Origin of the sequence: Serratia sp. CY82433, from assembly GCF_052166535.1 — a bacterium.
Lineage (GTDB): Bacteria > Pseudomonadota > Gammaproteobacteria > Enterobacterales > Enterobacteriaceae > Serratia > Serratia sarumanii.
The window spans coordinates 2,277,157-2,292,131 of record NZ_JBJNOR010000001.1 but is presented as its reverse complement, the minus strand read 5'-3'; the positions used below and the strand labels follow the sequence as shown (position 1 = coordinate 2,292,131).

General features: G+C 61.1%; 17 protein-coding genes. 5 read left to right on the top strand and 12 right to left on the bottom strand.

What is annotated here, in order from left to right; all coding sequences use genetic code 11:
• Position 1: 1 nt before the first annotated feature.
• From paaG to paaA, 7 genes are read right to left on the bottom strand one after another with little or no spacing between them, the layout of a single operon-like run.
• Positions 2–793 carry a 2-(1,2-epoxy-1,2-dihydrophenyl)acetyl-CoA isomerase PaaG gene (gene paaG, locus ACJ8PI_RS11155; RefSeq protein WP_033653574.1) on the bottom strand — a complete coding sequence of 264 codons (792 nt, stop codon included), beginning with the start codon at positions 791–793 and terminating at the stop codon, positions 2–4.
• A gap of 3 nt (positions 794–796) precedes the next feature.
• Positions 797–1,570, bottom strand: a complete 774-nt coding sequence (gene paaF, locus ACJ8PI_RS11150) for a 2,3-dehydroadipyl-CoA hydratase PaaF (protein WP_060451664.1) — start codon at positions 1,568–1,570, stop codon at positions 797–799.
• Between the two features lie 8 nt (positions 1,571–1,578).
• Positions 1,579–2,637 (bottom strand): 1,2-phenylacetyl-CoA epoxidase subunit PaaE, encoded by a 1,059-nt coding sequence (gene paaE, locus ACJ8PI_RS11145; protein ID WP_049197267.1) that lies wholly within the window; start codon positions 2,635–2,637, stop codon positions 1,579–1,581.
• 13 nt (positions 2,638–2,650) lie between these two features.
• Positions 2,651–3,148: a 1,2-phenylacetyl-CoA epoxidase subunit PaaD gene (gene paaD, locus ACJ8PI_RS11140; protein WP_033653577.1), complete on the bottom strand. Its 498-nt coding sequence runs from the start codon at positions 3,146–3,148 to the stop codon at positions 2,651–2,653.
• A 9-nt stretch (positions 3,149–3,157) separates the two neighbouring features.
• On the bottom strand, positions 3,158–3,916 hold the full coding sequence (gene paaC / locus ACJ8PI_RS11135; RefSeq protein ID WP_033635097.1) for a 1,2-phenylacetyl-CoA epoxidase subunit PaaC: 759 nt from the start codon (positions 3,914–3,916) through the stop codon (positions 3,158–3,160).
• A gap of 8 nt (positions 3,917–3,924) precedes the next feature.
• The gene (paaB, locus tag ACJ8PI_RS11130; protein WP_004935173.1) at positions 3,925–4,212 is read right to left on the bottom strand and encodes a 1,2-phenylacetyl-CoA epoxidase subunit PaaB; all 288 of its coding nucleotides are present in this window, start codon (positions 4,210–4,212) and stop codon (positions 3,925–3,927) included.
• 21 nt (positions 4,213–4,233) lie between these two features.
• Positions 4,234–5,172, bottom strand: coding sequence for a 1,2-phenylacetyl-CoA epoxidase subunit PaaA (gene paaA / locus ACJ8PI_RS11125; RefSeq protein ID WP_033635096.1), 939 nt, complete (start codon positions 5,170–5,172; stop codon positions 4,234–4,236).
• A 317-nt stretch (positions 5,173–5,489) separates the two neighbouring features.
• On the opposite strand from paaA, the gene paaZ reads away from it, so the two are divergent.
• Positions 5,490–7,556, top strand: coding sequence for a phenylacetic acid degradation bifunctional protein PaaZ (gene paaZ / locus ACJ8PI_RS11120; protein WP_164134322.1), 2,067 nt, complete (start codon positions 5,490–5,492; stop codon positions 7,554–7,556).
• 41 nt (positions 7,557–7,597) lie between these two features.
• Here the strand turns inward: paaZ and ACJ8PI_RS11115 are convergent, their stop codons facing one another.
• Complete coding sequence (locus ACJ8PI_RS11115) at positions 7,598–8,491, bottom strand: Kdo hydroxylase family protein (protein WP_049234682.1); 894 nt, start codon at positions 8,489–8,491, stop codon at positions 7,598–7,600.
• A 478-nt stretch (positions 8,492–8,969) separates the two neighbouring features.
• Positions 8,970–10,523, bottom strand: coding sequence for a sensor domain-containing diguanylate cyclase (locus ACJ8PI_RS11110; protein ID WP_164134323.1), 1,554 nt, complete (start codon positions 10,521–10,523; stop codon positions 8,970–8,972).
• Between the two features lie 160 nt (positions 10,524–10,683).
• Between ACJ8PI_RS11110 and ACJ8PI_RS11105 the strand changes: the two genes are divergently transcribed.
• Positions 10,684–10,878: a hypothetical protein gene (locus ACJ8PI_RS11105; protein ID WP_033635090.1), complete on the top strand. Its 195-nt coding sequence runs from the start codon at positions 10,684–10,686 to the stop codon at positions 10,876–10,878.
• 15 nt (positions 10,879–10,893) lie between these two features.
• On the opposite strand, the gene ACJ8PI_RS11100 is transcribed toward ACJ8PI_RS11105, so the two are convergent.
• Both ACJ8PI_RS11100 and ACJ8PI_RS11095 read right to left on the bottom strand, forming a co-directional pair.
• Entirely contained in the window at positions 10,894–11,313 is a 420-nt protein-coding gene (locus tag ACJ8PI_RS11100; RefSeq protein WP_164134324.1) for a VOC family protein, read from the bottom strand.
• 178 nt (positions 11,314–11,491) lie between these two features.
• Complete coding sequence (locus tag ACJ8PI_RS11095) at positions 11,492–12,412, bottom strand: Kdo(2)-lipid IV(A) acyltransferase (protein ID WP_041035716.1); 921 nt, start codon at positions 12,410–12,412, stop codon at positions 11,492–11,494.
• A gap of 627 nt (positions 12,413–13,039) precedes the next feature.
• Between ACJ8PI_RS11095 and ACJ8PI_RS11090 the strand changes: the two genes are divergently transcribed.
• The 3 genes from ACJ8PI_RS11090 (at position 13,040) to ACJ8PI_RS11080 (ending at position 13,985) form a co-directional block, all read left to right on the top strand.
• Positions 13,040–13,237 (top strand): DUF883 family protein, encoded by a 198-nt coding sequence (locus ACJ8PI_RS11090; protein WP_033635087.1) that lies wholly within the window; start codon positions 13,040–13,042, stop codon positions 13,235–13,237.
• A gap of 14 nt (positions 13,238–13,251) precedes the next feature.
• Positions 13,252–13,500, top strand: coding sequence for a GlsB/YeaQ/YmgE family stress response membrane protein (locus ACJ8PI_RS11085; protein WP_033635086.1), 249 nt, complete (start codon positions 13,252–13,254; stop codon positions 13,498–13,500).
• Positions 13,501–13,595: 95 nt separating this feature from the next.
• Positions 13,596–13,985, top strand: coding sequence for a YidB family protein (locus ACJ8PI_RS11080; protein ID WP_049197253.1), 390 nt, complete (start codon positions 13,596–13,598; stop codon positions 13,983–13,985).
• Positions 13,986–13,988: 3 nt separating this feature from the next.
• Here the strand turns inward: ACJ8PI_RS11080 and ACJ8PI_RS11075 are convergent, their stop codons facing one another.
• Positions 13,989–14,921: a LysR family transcriptional regulator gene (locus tag ACJ8PI_RS11075; RefSeq protein WP_079656586.1), complete on the bottom strand. Its 933-nt coding sequence runs from the start codon at positions 14,919–14,921 to the stop codon at positions 13,989–13,991.
• Positions 14,922–14,975 lie beyond the last annotated feature (54 nt).

Below are 14,975 nucleotides of genomic sequence, written 5' to 3'. Positions count from 1 at the left end.
GCTATTTCCCGCTGAAGTTGGGCGTGCGTTTGGCAAAGAACGCGCTGACGCCTTCGCGATAGTCGTCGCTGCGGCCGCCCAGGCGTTGCAGATCGCGCTCCAGATCGAGCTGCTGATCGAGGCTGTTGGTGGCCGAGCTGTAGAGGGCTTTCTTGATCAGCCCCAGGCCGTAGGTCGGCTGGGTAGCCAGATGGCGCGCCAGCGTTTGCGTGCGGTCAGTCAATTCATCCGCCGGCACTACCTGCCAGATCATGCCCCACGCCAGCGCCTGTTGGGCGCTGATTTTGTCACCCAGCATGGCCATGCCCATCGCGCGGGCGTGGCCGGCCAGCCGCGGCAGGAACCAGCTGCCGCCGGAGTCAGGCACCAGCCCCAGACGGCAGAACGACTGAATGAAGCTGGCATTGTCGGCGGCGATGACGATATCGCACGCCAGGGCCAGCGCGGCGCCGGCGCCGGCCGCCACGCCGTTGACCGCGCACACCACCGGCTTCGGCAGGGCGGTCAGGCGACGGATCAGGGGGTTGTAGAAACGTTCGACCGACAGGCCGAGATCCGGCGCCTGTTGATCGGCGCTGACGTTGCGATCGTTGAGATCCTGCCCGGCGCAGAAACCGCGCCCGGCGCCGGCGATCAGCAGGCAGCGCACGCTGTCGTCGCGCTCGGCTTGCGTCAGCGCTTCGCTCAGCTGGCGATGCATCTCGTCGTTAAAGCTGTTGAGCCGATCCGGCCGGTTGAGGGTCAGCGTCAACACGCCGGCGTCGAGATGGCTGAGAATCAATGCGTTATCCATAAATCAGCGCCCCTGATAGTTTGGCGTACGTTTTTCGAAAAAGGCGGCGATGCCTTCGCGGCGATCGTCGGTGGCGGCCAGGGTGACGAACTGCTGACGCTCCATCGCCAGCCCCTGGCTGAGGCCGGTTTCCTCGGCCTGTTTCAGCGCCTGTTTGGCGGCGCGCAGCGCCAGCGGCGCCTGACGGCTGATGCGTTCGGCAATCTGCTGCGTGCGTTCCAGCGTCAGGGCATCGACGCACACTTCGCCGATCAGGCCGGCCTGCAGCGCGGTGCGGGCGTCGATAGGCTCGCCGGCCAGCACCATCTGGCTGGCGCGCGACTTGCCGACGCAGCGGATCAGGCGCTGGGTGCCCCCGGCGCCCGGTATCAGGCCGAGGGTGATCTCCGGCAGGCCGAAGCGGGCGCTTTCGCCGCCGATGACGATGTCGCAGGCCAGCGCCAGCTCACAGCCGGCGCCCAGGGCATAACCGTTCACCGCCGCCAGCAGCGGCTTGCTGAACTGCGCCAGACGCTGCCACAGCTGCGGACGGCGATCCGCCAGCGCGGCCGGCAGATCCTGCTGTTGCAGTTCGCGCAGATCGGCGCCGGCGGCGAAGAAGCGCGCCGCACCGGCGATCACCACGGCGCCCACGCCGCTGTCGGCGTCGGCCTGCTCCAGGCGGGCAACCAGCTGTTCCAGGCACGGCGTGCTCAGGGCGTTGCGCGCCTCCGGGCGATGCAGCGTCAGCGTGACCACGCGGTGCTGCTGCTGATGTAAAATAAAGGGGGTGTCCATCGCGGCTCCTAGACGTCGAAGTCCAATACCACGCCGTCGCCTTTCGGCCACGACTGGCAGCTCAATACGTAGCCTGCCGCCAGCTGATCCGGCTCCAGGCTATAGTTGACGCCCATCTCCACCTGGCCGGCTTTCAGACGGCATTTGCAGGTGGCGCAGACGCCGCCTTTGCAGGCGTAGGGCAGGTCGGCGCCCTGGCGCAGCGCGGCGTCGAGAATGCTGTCGTCCTGTTCGCCGATCTCGATATCCAACCGGCGGCCGTCGAGCAGGATCGCCACCCGGGTGGCGTTGCGATCGCCGCTGTGGCGCGGGCGGGCGGCCAAGCCGCTGGTGTTGAAGCGCTCGCTGTGGATGTGATTGGCCGGTACGCCGGCCTGTTCCAGCACGGTTTGCGCGTCGTCCATCATCGATTCCGGCCCGCAGATAAAGGCGTGGTCATAGTCGCGGAAATCCAGCAGCGCGCCGCCGATCGCCGCGAGGCGTTCGCGGTCGATACGGCCGCTGAGCAGCGGGCTGTCGAGACTTTCTTGGCTGAACAGGTACAGCGGCTGAAAACGCTGCGGGTAGCGGTTTTTCAGATCCGACAGTGCCTCTTTGAACATCATCGAACGGCTGTTGCGGTTGCCGTAGATCAGGGTGAAGCTGCTGCCCGGTTCGAGCTGCAGCGTCGCCTTGATGATCGACAGCATCGGCGTGATGCCGGAGCCGGCGGCGATCGCCAGGTAGTTGCCGTGGCGCTCTGCCTGCGGCTGGTAGCCGAAGCGCCCCTGCGGCACCATCACCTCCAGCGCGTCGCCGACCTTCAGCATGCGGTTGACGAAGCCGGAAAAGCGCCCCTGGTCAATCGCCTTCACGCCGATCTGCAGCAGGCCTTCCTGCGGCGAACTGCAGATGGAGTAGCAACGCCGCAGCTCTTCGCCGTTGACCAACGCCTTGAGCGTCAGGTGCTGGCCGGGGGTATAGCGGTATTGGTTTTGCAGCTCTTCGGGCACCCGCAGGGTGATGGCTACGGCGTCCGGCGTTTCGCGCTCGATGGCGGCGACGTTCAGGCGATGAAAGACCGTCATGGTGTCAGCGCTCCTATATGCATTTGAAATAATCGAACGGTTCCCGGCAGTCGCAGCAGCGGTACAGCGCTTTACAGGCGGTGGAGCCGAACTCGCTGATCTTCTCGCTGTGGGTGCTGCCGCAGCGCGGGCAGGCTACCGGGCCGTGGGCGTGTGGCCGATCGCAGGTGTGGCCCTGCGGGGGCGCTACGCCGTATTGCCGCAGCCGTTCGCGGGCGTCGGCGTTCATCCAGTCGGTGGTCCAGGCCGGGCTGAGGCGAATGTCCACCTGCACCGGGCTGAAGCCGGCGGCCGCCAGCCGCTGCTCGATGGCGTTGAGCAGAAATTCGGTGGCCGGGCAGCCGGAATAGGTTGGAGTGAAGGTCACGCGCCAGCCCGCGCCGTCGCGCGCCACGTCGCGCACCATGCCCAAATCGGTGATCGACAGCACCGGCAGTTCGGGATCGCTGATCTGCTGCAGGCAGTGCCAAATCTGCGGAATTTCGGCGGGTTGCAAACGGGTGACGTTCATCGCGGCCTCCTACCATTGCCCGTTTGGATAAGCGCGCTGCAGGAACTGCATTTCCGCCAGCAGCGGGCCGAGGTGTTCGCTGTGCCGGCCTTGCTTGCCGCCGTGCCGGAACGCCTGCTCGGCAGGCAGCGCCAGCGTCGCCTGGCGCAGCGTCTCTTCCACCTGCGCTTGCCAGGGGGCCTGCAGTTCGCGGGGATCGACGGCGATGCCTTGTTCCGCCAGTTCCAGCTCCAGCGCGTCGGCGTGGAACAGCTCGGCGGTGAAGCGCCACAGGTTATCCAGTGATTGCTGGATCTTGCGGTGGCTGACGTCGTTGCCGTCGCCAAGGCGGATCATCCAGCCGTGGCTGAAGCGCAGGTGGTAATCGGCCTCCTTCAGCGACTTGGCGGCGATGGCGGCGATCTGCGCGTCGCGGCTGCGGCTCAGCGCCTGGTGCAGCTGTACGTGGTAGGCATCGAGCAGGAACTGACGCACCAGCGTGTCGTTGAAACCGCCGTTCGGCTGCTCCGCCAACAGCAGGTTATGAAACTGGCGCTCGTCGCGCCCGAAGGCCAGGCTGTCTTCGCTGCAGGGCGGGCCGGCCAGTTCGGCGGCGTAGCCCAGGAAGTTGCGCGCCTGGCCGAGCAGATCGAGCCCGATGTTGGCCAGCGCCAGATCGATTTCCAACTCGGGCGCGTGGCCGCACCAGGCGCACAGGCGCTGGGCGAGGATCAGTGGCGTGTCGCCCTGGCGGAGTAAATAGCTGATGCGCGGATCGTTAACCGTCATGGTCGCCTCTACATGTTCTTGATGCCGTCGGGAATGGTGTAAAACGTCGGATGACGGTAGATCTTGTCTTCGGACGGATCGAAGAACGCGCCGCGATCTTCCGGCTGCGAGGCGATCAGATGGCGCGATTGCACCACCCAGATCGAGCAGCCTTCGTTGCGGCGCGTGTAGGCGTCGCGGGCGTTTTCCAGCGCCATTTGGTCGTCGGCGGCGTGCAGGCTGCCGACGTGGCGATGCGCCAGCCCTTGTTTGCTGCGGATAAACACTTCATACAGCGGCCATTCAACGTGGCTCATGATCTCGGTTCCTTATGTTGGCTATGCGGCGGAGGCGGCGTTTTTCGCGGCGTGGGCCATGGCGCCGTCGCGCACCCAGGCGCCGTCTTCCCAGGCGCGGCGTTTGGCCTGCAGGCGTTCGTGGTTGCATTGGCCGCGCCCTTTGATCACCTCATGCAGCTCGCTCCAGTCGATTTCGCCGAAGCGATAGTGGCCGGCGGCGGCGTCCCAGCGCAGCTCCGGATCCGGCGCCGTCATGCCGAGCGCTTCAAGTTGCGGCACGGTGTTGTCGACGAACTTCTGCCGCAGCTCATCGTTGCTGTGGCGTTTGATCTTCCACGCCATGCTCTGGGCGCTGTGGGGGGAGTCGGCGTCGCTCGGGCCAAACATCATCAGCACCGGCCACCAGAAGCGATCGATGGCGTCCTGCAGCATGGCGCGCTGCGTGTCGCTGCCGTTGGCCATCGCCATTACCGCCTCGTAGCCCTGGCGCTGATGGAAGCTTTCCTCTTTGCAGATCTTCACCATCGCCCGCGCATAGGGGCCGTAGGACGCGCGGCACAGCGCCACCTGGTTGACGATGGCGGCGCCGTCGACCAGCCAGCCGATCACGCCGATATCCGCCCAGTTGAGCGTGGGGTAGTTGAAGATAGAGGAGTACTTCATCTTGCCGTCGAGCATCTTTTGGTAGATGTCCTGGCGCGAACAGCCGAGGGTTTCGGCGGCGCTGTAGAGGTACAGACCGTGGCCGGCCTCATCTTGCACTTTGGCCAGCAGCACCGCTTTGCGGCGCAGCGTGGGGGCGCGCGTCAGCCAGTTGGCTTCCGGCAGCATGCCGATGACTTCCGAGTGGGCGTGTTGGCCAATCTGCCGAATCAGGTTCTGACGGTAGGCGTCCGGCATCCAGTCTTTGGCCTCAATGGCGATATCCGCCGCGATCTTGTCGTCGAAATGCTGCTGATACTGTGCGTCAGTTGTCATGCTTGCCTCTTGGTGATTCGTATTTTTCACATTAAACATAAAAATGTGAATCACTTTAACTAACCATAAGGCTACAAACTGATAACAAAAAGATCAAACGTAATTAATGTGGTTTTGCGAGGCCACTCACAATTGGTTTTGTTATTTATTTGATTTTATTTGATAAATAAAGTGATTAATTCCTTGTTTATGGCAGGTTAAGCGGTCTGAAAACGCCTTTTGTTCTCTTTTTGTTAAAATTTGATTTGGCCTCGACTGGCATTTATATGATACGTAATTAAGCTGTATGGTGAAAATTTATGAATTTCGGAGGGCACATGCAGCAGTTACACAGTTATCTTTCTGGCGCCTGGGTGTACGGGCAGGGAGAGGCGCGCGAAATCCGCCACGCGGTGACCGGCGAAGCGCTGTACCAGGTCTGCACCGACGGTCTGCCGTTGGCGGCGAGCCTGGACTATGCCCGCAGCCGCGGCGGCCCGGCGCTGGCGCACATGACGTTCCAGCAGCGCGCCCAGATGCTGAAAGCGGTAGCCAAACACCTGCTGGCGCATAAAGAGGCGCTGTATCAGATTTCCTATCAAACCGGGGCGACGCGCAGCGACGGCTGGGTCGATATCGAGGGCGGCATCGCCACGCTGTTCGCCTATGCCGGCATGGCCGGCCGCGATCTGCCGGACGATACCCTGTGGCCGGAAGACGAGCTGATCCCATTGTCGAAACAGGCGCAGTTCGCCGCCCGCCACGTGCTCACTTCACGCCCCGGCGTGGCGCTGCACATCAACGCCTTCAACTTCCCGTGCTGGGGCATGCTGGAGAAACTGGCGCCGACCTGGCTGGCGGGCATGCCGGCCATCATCAAGCCGGCCACCGCCACCGCGCAGCTGACGCAGGCGATGGTCAGGCTGATCGTCGATAGCGGCCTGGTGCCGGAAGGGGCGCTGCAGCTGGTTTGCGGCGGCGTCGGCGACATGTTCTCGCACCTGGATTACCAGGATGCGGTGACTTTCACCGGTTCGGCGCAGACCGGGCAGCGGCTGCGGGCACACCCGCGCCTGCTGGAGAAATCGATCGCGTTCACCATGGAGGCGGATTCGCTCAACTGCTGCGTGCTGGCGGAAGACGTGACGCCGGAAATGCCCGAGTTTGCGCTGTTCATCAAAGAAGTGTGCCGTGAAATGACCGCCAAGGCGGGGCAGAAATGCACCGCGATCCGCCGCATCATCGTGCCGGCGGCGCAGGTGGCGGCGGTGCGTCAGGCCTTGCTGCAGCGCCTGGCGGGGGTGACGGTGGGCGACCCGCAGCTGGAGCAGGTGCGCATGGGGGCGTTGGTCAGCCACGAGCAGCGTGATGATGTGCAAAGCAAGGTGGAGTTCCTGCTGCGCAACGGCTGCGAACCGCTCTGTGGCGCGGCGCTGGATAAGCTGGAGGTGCTGGGCGACGGCGCGCGCGGCGGGGCGTTTTATCCGCCGACCCTGCTGTATTGCGCCGATCCGTTCACCCATCAGGCGGTGCACGGCACCGAGGCCTTCGGCCCGGTGGCGACGCTGATGCCGTATGCGGATACCGAACAGGCGATCGCGTTGGCGTTGCTGGGGCAGGGCAGCCTGGCGGGCTCGCTGGTGACCGCCGATCCGGCATTGGCCACGCGCTTCATTCGCGCGGCGGCCTGCGCCCACGGCCGCATGTTGATTTTGGATGAGCAGGCGGCGGCGGAGTCCACCGGCCACGGTTCGCCGCTGCCGATGCTGGTGCACGGCGGCCCGGGGCGCGCCGGCGGCGGGGAAGAGCTGGGCGGGCTGCGCGCGGTGAAACACTATATGCAGCGCACGGCGATCCAGGGCAGCCCGGCGATGCTGGCGGCCATCGGCGGCGAATGGGTGCGCGGCGCGCCGGTCGCCGAGCATCCGGTGCATCCGTTCCGGAAATACTTCGAGCAGTTGCAGCTGGGCGACAGCCTGTTGACCGCGCGCCGCACCGTGACCGAAGCGGATATCGTCAACTTCGCCTGCCTGAGCGGCGACCATTTCTACGCGCACATGGACAAGATCGGCGCCGCCGACTCGCTGTTCGGCGAGCGGGTGGCGCACGGTTACTTTGTGGTGTCCGCCGCGGCCGGGCTGTTTGTCGACGCCGCCGTCGGGCCGGTGATCGCCAACTACGGCATGGAAAATTTGCGCTTTATCGAGCCGGTGAAGATCGGCGATACCATTCAGGTGCGGTTGACCTGCAAAAAGAAAATCCGCAAGCCGCAGAAAACCGCCGAAGATCGCCCGCACGGCGTGGTGGTGTGGGATGTGCAGGTGTTGAATCAGCAACAGCAGCCGGTGGCGCTGTACAGCATTCTGACGCTGGTGGCGCGCCAACAGGGGGACTTCGAAGCGTGATGCGCGTTTGCCGCCGCCGGCCCCCGGCGGCGGCAAATCATTCAGATCAGCGGCTGACCGCGCAGCTGTTCAAGCACTTTCAGCGGTGAACGCTGCGGATCCTGCATCTTATTCACCGGCAGCAGGAAGGTCTGTTCCAGCATAAACTGGCCGCCCATCGCGGCATGCGGCGTTTGATCAGAGAAGCAAATCCAGCTGCTGCCCGGCGGGAACGTCAGCGCCAGCTGCGGCCCCCGTTGCTGATAATCGCCGTCGGCCTTCATGGCGTCATGCAACTGCAGCATCAGGTGGTCATAATGGCTGCGGCGGGTTTTGGTGATGCGCACTTGGTGCTGCAGCCAACTGCCGAAAGCGGAGTAGCGAGCGAGACGTGGCATAAAGCGTGCCGCCAGCTCAGGGAACGGCTCGCCGACCCGCCATTGGCGATGCTCACCGTGCGGGTTGATGTTGGTGAAAATGCGCAGAATGCGTTCGCCGTAGTTCGGGCGCGACGGGAAGGCGTCAACGTGCAGCCGGCTGTCGTCTTTGCGCCAGGAACTGGCCGCCCGCCAGGCGGAAACCGGATGTAAACGCAGGCTGCCGGTCGGGTGGTGCAGCGCCTCCTGATATTCGGGCAACAGCCCGGCGATCAGCTGGCGGCAGGATTGGTAATAGCGTTCCAGCAATTGCTGAACCTGCTGCCGGCGTTCCGCGACGGCGACGCCGCTCAGCTTGCCGGACAGCGGTTGGTAGCTGATGTTTTTGCGCTTCGGGTCGACCAATGTCGGATCCAGCAGCGGCATTTCCTGTTCAGACAGGGTGAAGGCCAGTTCGGGCAGAAACAGCACCTTGCCCTGTTCCAGTTCGCTGACCGCGCTGGATGCTTCCGCTGCCGCCCATTGTCGTAACGGCAGCGTCAGGACGGCCTGTTCGTGCATAATATCGCCAGTAGGCATGAGATCTCCTTGCAAATCTATATCGCTTTATTCCTGCCTCTCAGGTTGCCGCGTGATTGGCTGCACTGGCTTGCGCAGTGGCTGGCTGGAGCGGCGTCAGCAGGCCGCCCAATGGCAACGTGAAATTTGTGGGTTCTATTATGGCTGTATCAGCAGGGCGCAATGCGCCGAAGCGTGCGATGGCTTCCTGATAGATAGAATAATCCTGATAAGGGTATCACCGGCAATGCCAATGAAAAGTAAACGGGGTATAAACGAGGCGATGCATAGGCACGAATAATCAAAAAAGGCACAAATTGCCTGCTGAATGGCGTGTTTTATCTTGTTGAATTACAATGAAAATAAATATACTGCTTATTATTTTCGTTATTTTATTCAGAGTGCAGGGTAAACCAGTGAAATAATGTTTCGTGAGGGAACTACTTCATTTTTCTGGCGAATAAATCGGGCCGCCAAATCTTGGTGACCCGATTATTGGTTAAGCGCCGTAAATGCAGTTTTTGCCTTTTTTCTTGGCCTGATACAACGCACTGTCCGCCTCATTGATAAAGCTGATCGGCGTATCGTTATACATATGCGGCACTTTGGCGCAGATGCCGATACTGATGGTAACGATGCCGTGCGGGTTGCCCTGATGCGGAATTTTCAGATCGCGCACCGCGTTGATAACGCGCTCGGCGAAAATCAGTGCGCCTTGCACGTCGGTATCCGGCAGGATAATCCCCATCTCTTCGCCGCCGTAGCGCGCCAGGACGTCGTTGCTGCGGCAGGCCAACCCTTTGAGCGTTTGGCCGATCTGCTGCAGGCACTGGTCACCGGCGACGTGGCCGTAGCTGTCGTTGTACTGTTTGAAATAGTCGATATCCAGCATCAGCAGCGCCACGCTGCGGTAGTTGCGCGAAGCCCGCGCCAGCTCGTTCTTCAGCGCGATATCAAACTGGCGGCGGTTGGCCAGCCCGGTCAGGCCGTCCAGCAGCGCCAGCTCTTCGAGCATCTGGTTGATGCTGGTCAACTGATCGCGGGTGCGCATCAGCTCGGCTTCGGTTTGCATGCTGTGCTTGATTTGCCGCAGTAGCACCATGCCCATCGCCAACAGGATCATCAGCAGCGAGAGGCCGCCCGCGGCGAACAGACCGGCGTCGGTGCGCCAGTCCGCCAGCGCGTCGCGTTTCGACAACCCGGCGGCGATCACCAGCGGAAAGCGGTTGACCCGCGAATAGCCGTAGATGCGCTCCACTTTGTCGTACAGCGAGGTGATGGTGGCGTTGCCGAACTCCGAATGCGGTAAAATTTCGCTGAACAACACGCCCTTGGCGATGCTTTTACCGATCGACGCCGCCGAGTAAGGGCGGCGGTAAAGGATGGTGCCGTCCGCCAGTAGCAGGTTCAGTGAGGCGTCGGTGTTGAGGGCGAAGCTGTCGTAAAACTGGCGGAAATAATCGACGTACAGCGTCGCCAGCACCACGCCGCCAAAGCTGCCGTCCGGGTTGTTGAAACGCCGCGAAACGGGAATGATCAGATCGCCGGTGGTGCGGCTGCGGATCACCTTGCCGATGTACAGGCCGCCGCCGTCGCGGTTTTGATGGTATTTGAAGTAATCGCGATCGGCGTTGTTGGCGTTCTTGATGAATTTGCCCGAGGAGGTCGCCAGCCAGCGGCCGCGCGCATCGTAGAGAAACAGCCCGTGCAGCTGCGGCAGGTTGCCGACCTGCGTCTGCATGACGCGCTGCAGCCGCGTCAGCTGCGATGGGCCCAACCCGTCGGTCTGGAGACGTTCGGTCAGATCGAGCAGGTTGCCGTCCACCTGCATGAAAGTATCGTCGGCATGCTGCGCCAGCGAGCGGGCGAGGTTGGCGGACTCATGCTCGGCGCTGCGCAGATCGCGCTGATGCGCGTTCCAGATTTGCCAGCTGTTAAAGAGGATCAGCGTGGCGGCAACGATGATGACAAACACGCCGGCCTGAAATAATAATGGGGAGCTTTTAGCGCTGCGCGCCGGCACGGCATCCTGTATGGGTTGCTGCTGAGTCATGTCACCCTTGTTGTTTGATTACTATTCAATTTGAGTTAAGAGCAATCTTATATTTTATGCATAAATGCGCCAGACCTCTAGCCCCTAACGTGGCGATAGCGAGAAAGGGCGTTTGCACCCCGTATCAGCGGCGGGGTGGACACTGCGGAGTGAAAGAGCCATGTCGGATTACATCATAATCACTTTACTGACGCTGGCGGTGTATTACCCCCTTACGCTGGGGACGCTGGCGGTGATGATGTACTTCGCCTGGCGGCGGCGCCGGTCGCCCTATTGGCGGTTGGGATTGGCGCTGTTGGCGCTGCTGTTCGTGCTGTTCGCCAAGGCGGCGTATGACTGGCACCGCTATGGCTAGCGGCGCCATGACGGGTTATTCGACGTTGATCATCCAGTTGACGCCGAATTTGTCGGTCAGCATGCCAAAGCCTTTGGCCCAGAAGGTGGCTTGGTAAGGCATCGTCACCTGGCCGCCCTGCGCCAGATTGTCGAACAGTTTGCGTCCTTGCTCCGCATGGCTGGGGTTCAGCGACAGCGAGAAGCCTTTATGAGAAGCGCCGCCGCCGTCATCTTGCGGGCAGCCGTCGGAGGCCATCAGTACGCCGTCGCCGATCAGCAGGCGCGCATGCATGATCGCCTCCGGATTGACGTCCTGCGGCCCGTCTTGCCGGGCTTCTTCGGGCATATCTTTATAGCGCATGACCATTTCAATTTTGGCATTCAACTGCTGTTCGTAGAAGTTAATCGCTTGCTCACAGTTACCGCTGAAAAACAGATAGGGTTGTACCAGCATGACATTGACCTCGGTTGTGGCTCGACAGGCAACGACCGGCCCTCGGGCAGGAAGAAATGGTTGCTGGCGGCAATAATTGCCGTCGGTGACTTATTAGTGTAGTTCCCCTGGCGCAGAATGCTTGTGCGAGGTGAGTGCGCCTTCGCCGCCGGCATGACGGGCGAAGGCGCAAGGGCGGTCAATACAGCGACGGCTCGCCGGCTGGGCGGGTTTTAAAGCGGCGGTGCAGCCACATGTACTGATCGGGAGCCAGCAGCACCTGTTCTTCCACCACGCGGTTCATCTTGGCCGCCGCGCGCGTTTCATCATCCAGCGGGAAGTCCGTCAACGGCGGCTGCACGATCAACTCATAGCCCTGAGCATCTGGCAGGCGGCGCGGCACGAAAGGCACGATCGACGGCCGTCCCATGCGCGCCAGGATAAAGGTTCCGGTGGTCGTGGCGGCATTTTCCACGGCGAAGAGCGGCGCGAACACGCTGCTTTGCGGCCCATAATCGTGATCCGGCGCGTACCACAGGATTTCGCCCTGTTTCAGGTTGCGGATCATGCCTTTGATATCTTTACGATCGAGCATGAATTTATTCGAGCGCAGCCGGCCGCGGGTTTGTACCCACTCCATCAGCCTGTTGTTGTGCGGGCGATGCACGCCGATGCCGGGGTTTTGCATGCCGAAAATGCGCGCGCCCAGTTCCAGTGTCAGAAAATGCAGACCGATCAGCAGAACGCCTTTGCCGCCCTGACGCGCCAGCCGCATGTTTTCCATGCCGCTCACCTTGAACCAGCGGGCGATGCGCCAGTCGGGCCAGAACCAGGCCATGCCGACTTCGAACAGGCCCATACCGACGGACTCAAAATTTTTGACGATCAGCGCCTCGCGCTCGGCGGTGGGCATTGCGGGGAAGCAGAGCTCTAAATTGCGGCGCGCTATTTTTACCCGGCGTTTCATCAGGCGCATGGCTATTCTGCCAAGGCCGTGTCCGAGTCGATAAATCAGCGGGTAGGGCAGTAATACCAAGAGATAGAGTATTCCCAGCCCTATCCACAGCAACCAATAACGAGGGCGCAAGAATTCGCGCTCAAAGCGTTGGTTAGAAAGCATTTTTCCTGTGATTCCTTGTTTTTCCAATGGGACCTTAACCCAAATTTTCATAGAGCGAATGGTAGAACATTCTGAGCTAAATAGGATTTTCCATTAATGCTTTTTTTACGCTTTAGTTAAGCGCAGGCGAAAAACGGGGGGAGATAGGATTTTTACCGAGGGAATGGCAGATATTTTAAGCTATTTCAAACGACTGGCGAAATTGAAAAATAAAGACACAATTAAGCGCATCGCAAAAGTGACAACTGCTATGTAACCTTAATGAAACAATAACGCAGCGGAACCGTCCCAAACGGCGGCCAGTGCGTACAGTAGCGCGAGAATCAGGACAAAAGGGGCATTGAACATCGGCGTTTCCTCCAGGAGGATTTGTTTAAAGTTTAGCCTCGCGAGATGACAGCAGGATGAAATTAGATCGTTTTTTGTACGGTGAAATTCAGACGGACGGAAATGGGTAAACCGCTGATTTTTTACTATAGTCATAGTGTGAAGTTATGCGTTTGTCGCCGTACGCCTCTGCATTGAGCGGCAGCGGGCAGGTTGCCCAGAGCAAGATCGCGGAGCGGACGGCGCCTGGCGCGAAACATGTGACGAGATTCTCAGAGGGTTGGTCTGTAAGGATTTGACATGTCATATGAAAATGACGATCTAAACGGTGTTGAGCAACCGAGCGACTACGTGAAAACCACCGCCTGCGAAGTGCGCAGCGGCGTAAAGGCAGCGCTCGAGCAATCATGTGCCTGCATCAAGGATAACCCTTGGGCGGGGATAGGCGCCGGCGCCGTCGTGGGCCTGGTAATAGGATTTCTGTTAGGCAAAAGGTAATAGGGAGAGTAAAGATGGGCATCATTTCCTGGATCATTTTTGGTTTAATCGCCGGTATCCTGGCCAAGTGGATTATGCCGGGCAAAGACGGCGGCGGCTTTATTGTGACCGTTATATTGGGGGTCGTGGGCGCCGTAGTCGGCGGCTATATCAGCACCTTCTTCGGTATGGGCCGCGTTGACGGTTTTAACCTGGGCAGCTTTGTGGTGGCAGTAATCGGCGCCCTGGTGGTGCTTTTTGTCTACAGGAAGATCAAAGGCTAAGCAGCCATTGCTCAACAGGGTCGCCGCGGCGGCCCTTTTTCGTGAAATCAATCCGGCGGCGCGGCGCAGTCCGCACTCGCTGAAAGGGGAATATCATGGGTCTGTTCGATAGCGTATTGGGTAACATTCTGGGCGGCGGCGCCAACGGCAAAGGCATCGACTACATCGCCATTATGCAGTGGGTCGAGCAACAAGGCGGCCTGCAGGCCATTTTGGACAAATTCCGTCAGGGGCAGTTTGGCGATATCGTCGGTTCCTGGCTCGGCAATGGCGAAAATCAGCCGATTACCGGCGAACACGTACAGCAGGCGTTGGGTAGCGACGCCATCAACCAACTGGCTGAAAAGCTGGGTATCGATCCGGCTCAGGCGTCCAGCACCATTGCACAGTTCTTGCCAACGGTCACCGATGCCGCCTCGCCAAACGGTGAAGTGCAGCAAGACAGCAACGAGCTGGGCGACATGGTCGGTAAACTGTTCAAATAATGATTAGGCTCCCGGCGTCTGGCCGGGGGCATTCACTCCGCTGATCCCCTCGATCTTCGTCAACGCCTGCTGCAGATGCGCCACCCAGGCGCGCACTTTCTCCGGAATAAAACGCAAGGCGGGATAGACCGCGTGCAGCGCCATGGGCGGATAGCGGTATTCCGGCAAAACGGGCACCAGCGCCCCTGTCGCCAGCTGTTCGGCGATTAAAGGCCGTTGAGCGCCGCCGATGCCGGCCCCAGCCTCAATGGCGGCCAGCAGGGATAGCGTATTGTTGGCGCGGAACGTGGGCCGCAGAGCAACCGTCTCGGGGCCGTGCGGGCCGAACAGGGTGAGCGTATCGCCGTCGTTCAGGCCGCTGTAACGAATGTGCGTATGTTTCGCCAACTCCGCCGGGGAACGCGGCGTGCCATGCCTGGCCAGATAGGCCGGTGACGCCACCAGCAGGCGTTGCAGCTCGCCCAAACGTTTCGCCACCATGCCGGGCGCATGCAGTTCACCGAAACGCAGCGCCACGTCGATGCCTTCGCCGATCACGTCGGCGAGGCGATCGTCCAGCAGCAGCTCGATGGCGAGGTTCGGATGGCGCTGCTGGAAAGCGATGGCCAGCGGTGTGACGTGCAACTGCCCGAACCCGGTCGGGGCGTGAATGCGCAGATTGCCCTGCAACTGGTGGCGCTGGCCGTGCAACGCCTCTTCCGCTTCGTCGACCGCCGCCAGAATCGCTTTGAGGCGCTGATAATAACCGCTGCCGGCATCGGTCAGGGTGACCGCCCGGGTGCTGCGAAACAGCAGCTGGGCTCCCAGTCGCTGCTCCAGGGCAGCGATTTGCTGACTGACCGCCGGCTGCGTCAAACGCAGATCGCGAGCGGCGGCCGACAGGCTGCCCAGTTCCGCCACCCGCATAAAGGTTTTCATTGCGCTCAGTTTATCCATGTCGATCTTGCCTATAGATTTTTCTTATAAGTGTTAGTGCTAATACTGCTCTAC

Excerpts from the sequence above, each read along its gene's own strand:
- paaC (WP_033635097.1), bottom strand. The coding sequence starts at position 3,916 with ATGACGGTTAACGATCCGCGCATCAGCTATTTACTCCGCCAGGGCGAC.
- paaD (WP_033653577.1), bottom strand. The coding sequence starts at position 3,148 with ATGAACGTCACCCGTTTGCAACCCGCCGAAATTCCGCAGATTTGGCAC.
- paaF (WP_060451664.1), bottom strand. The coding sequence starts at position 1,570 with ATGGACACCCCCTTTATTTTACATCAGCAGCAGCACCGCGTGGTCACG.
- ACJ8PI_RS11085 (WP_033635086.1), top strand. The coding sequence starts at position 13,252 with ATGGGCATCATTTCCTGGATCATTTTTGGTTTAATCGCCGGTATCCTG.
- ACJ8PI_RS11115 (WP_049234682.1), bottom strand. The coding sequence starts at position 8,491 with ATGCCTACTGGCGATATTATGCACGAACAGGCCGTCCTGACGCTGCCG.
- ACJ8PI_RS11105 (WP_033635090.1), top strand. The coding sequence starts at position 10,684 with ATGTCGGATTACATCATAATCACTTTACTGACGCTGGCGGTGTATTAC.
- ACJ8PI_RS11080 (WP_049197253.1), top strand. The coding sequence starts at position 13,596 with ATGGGTCTGTTCGATAGCGTATTGGGTAACATTCTGGGCGGCGGCGCC.
- ACJ8PI_RS11110 (WP_164134323.1), bottom strand. The coding sequence starts at position 10,523 with ATGACTCAGCAGCAACCCATACAGGATGCCGTGCCGGCGCGCAGCGCT.
- paaZ (WP_164134322.1), top strand. The coding sequence starts at position 5,490 with ATGCAGCAGTTACACAGTTATCTTTCTGGCGCCTGGGTGTACGGGCAG.
- ACJ8PI_RS11095 (WP_041035716.1), bottom strand. The coding sequence starts at position 12,412 with ATGCTTTCTAACCAACGCTTTGAGCGCGAATTCTTGCGCCCTCGTTAT.
- ACJ8PI_RS11090 (WP_033635087.1), top strand. The coding sequence starts at position 13,040 with ATGTCATATGAAAATGACGATCTAAACGGTGTTGAGCAACCGAGCGAC.
- paaG (WP_033653574.1), bottom strand. The coding sequence starts at position 793 with ATGGATAACGCATTGATTCTCAGCCATCTCGACGCCGGCGTGTTGACG.
- paaE (WP_049197267.1), bottom strand. The coding sequence starts at position 2,637 with ATGACGGTCTTTCATCGCCTGAACGTCGCCGCCATCGAGCGCGAAACG.
- paaB (WP_004935173.1), bottom strand. The coding sequence starts at position 4,212 with ATGAGCCACGTTGAATGGCCGCTGTATGAAGTGTTTATCCGCAGCAAA.
- paaA (WP_033635096.1), bottom strand. The coding sequence starts at position 5,172 with ATGACAACTGACGCACAGTATCAGCAGCATTTCGACGACAAGATCGCG.
- ACJ8PI_RS11100 (WP_164134324.1), bottom strand. The coding sequence starts at position 11,313 with ATGCTGGTACAACCCTATCTGTTTTTCAGCGGTAACTGTGAGCAAGCG.
- ACJ8PI_RS11075 (WP_079656586.1), bottom strand. The coding sequence starts at position 14,921 with ATGGATAAACTGAGCGCAATGAAAACCTTTATGCGGGTGGCGGAACTG.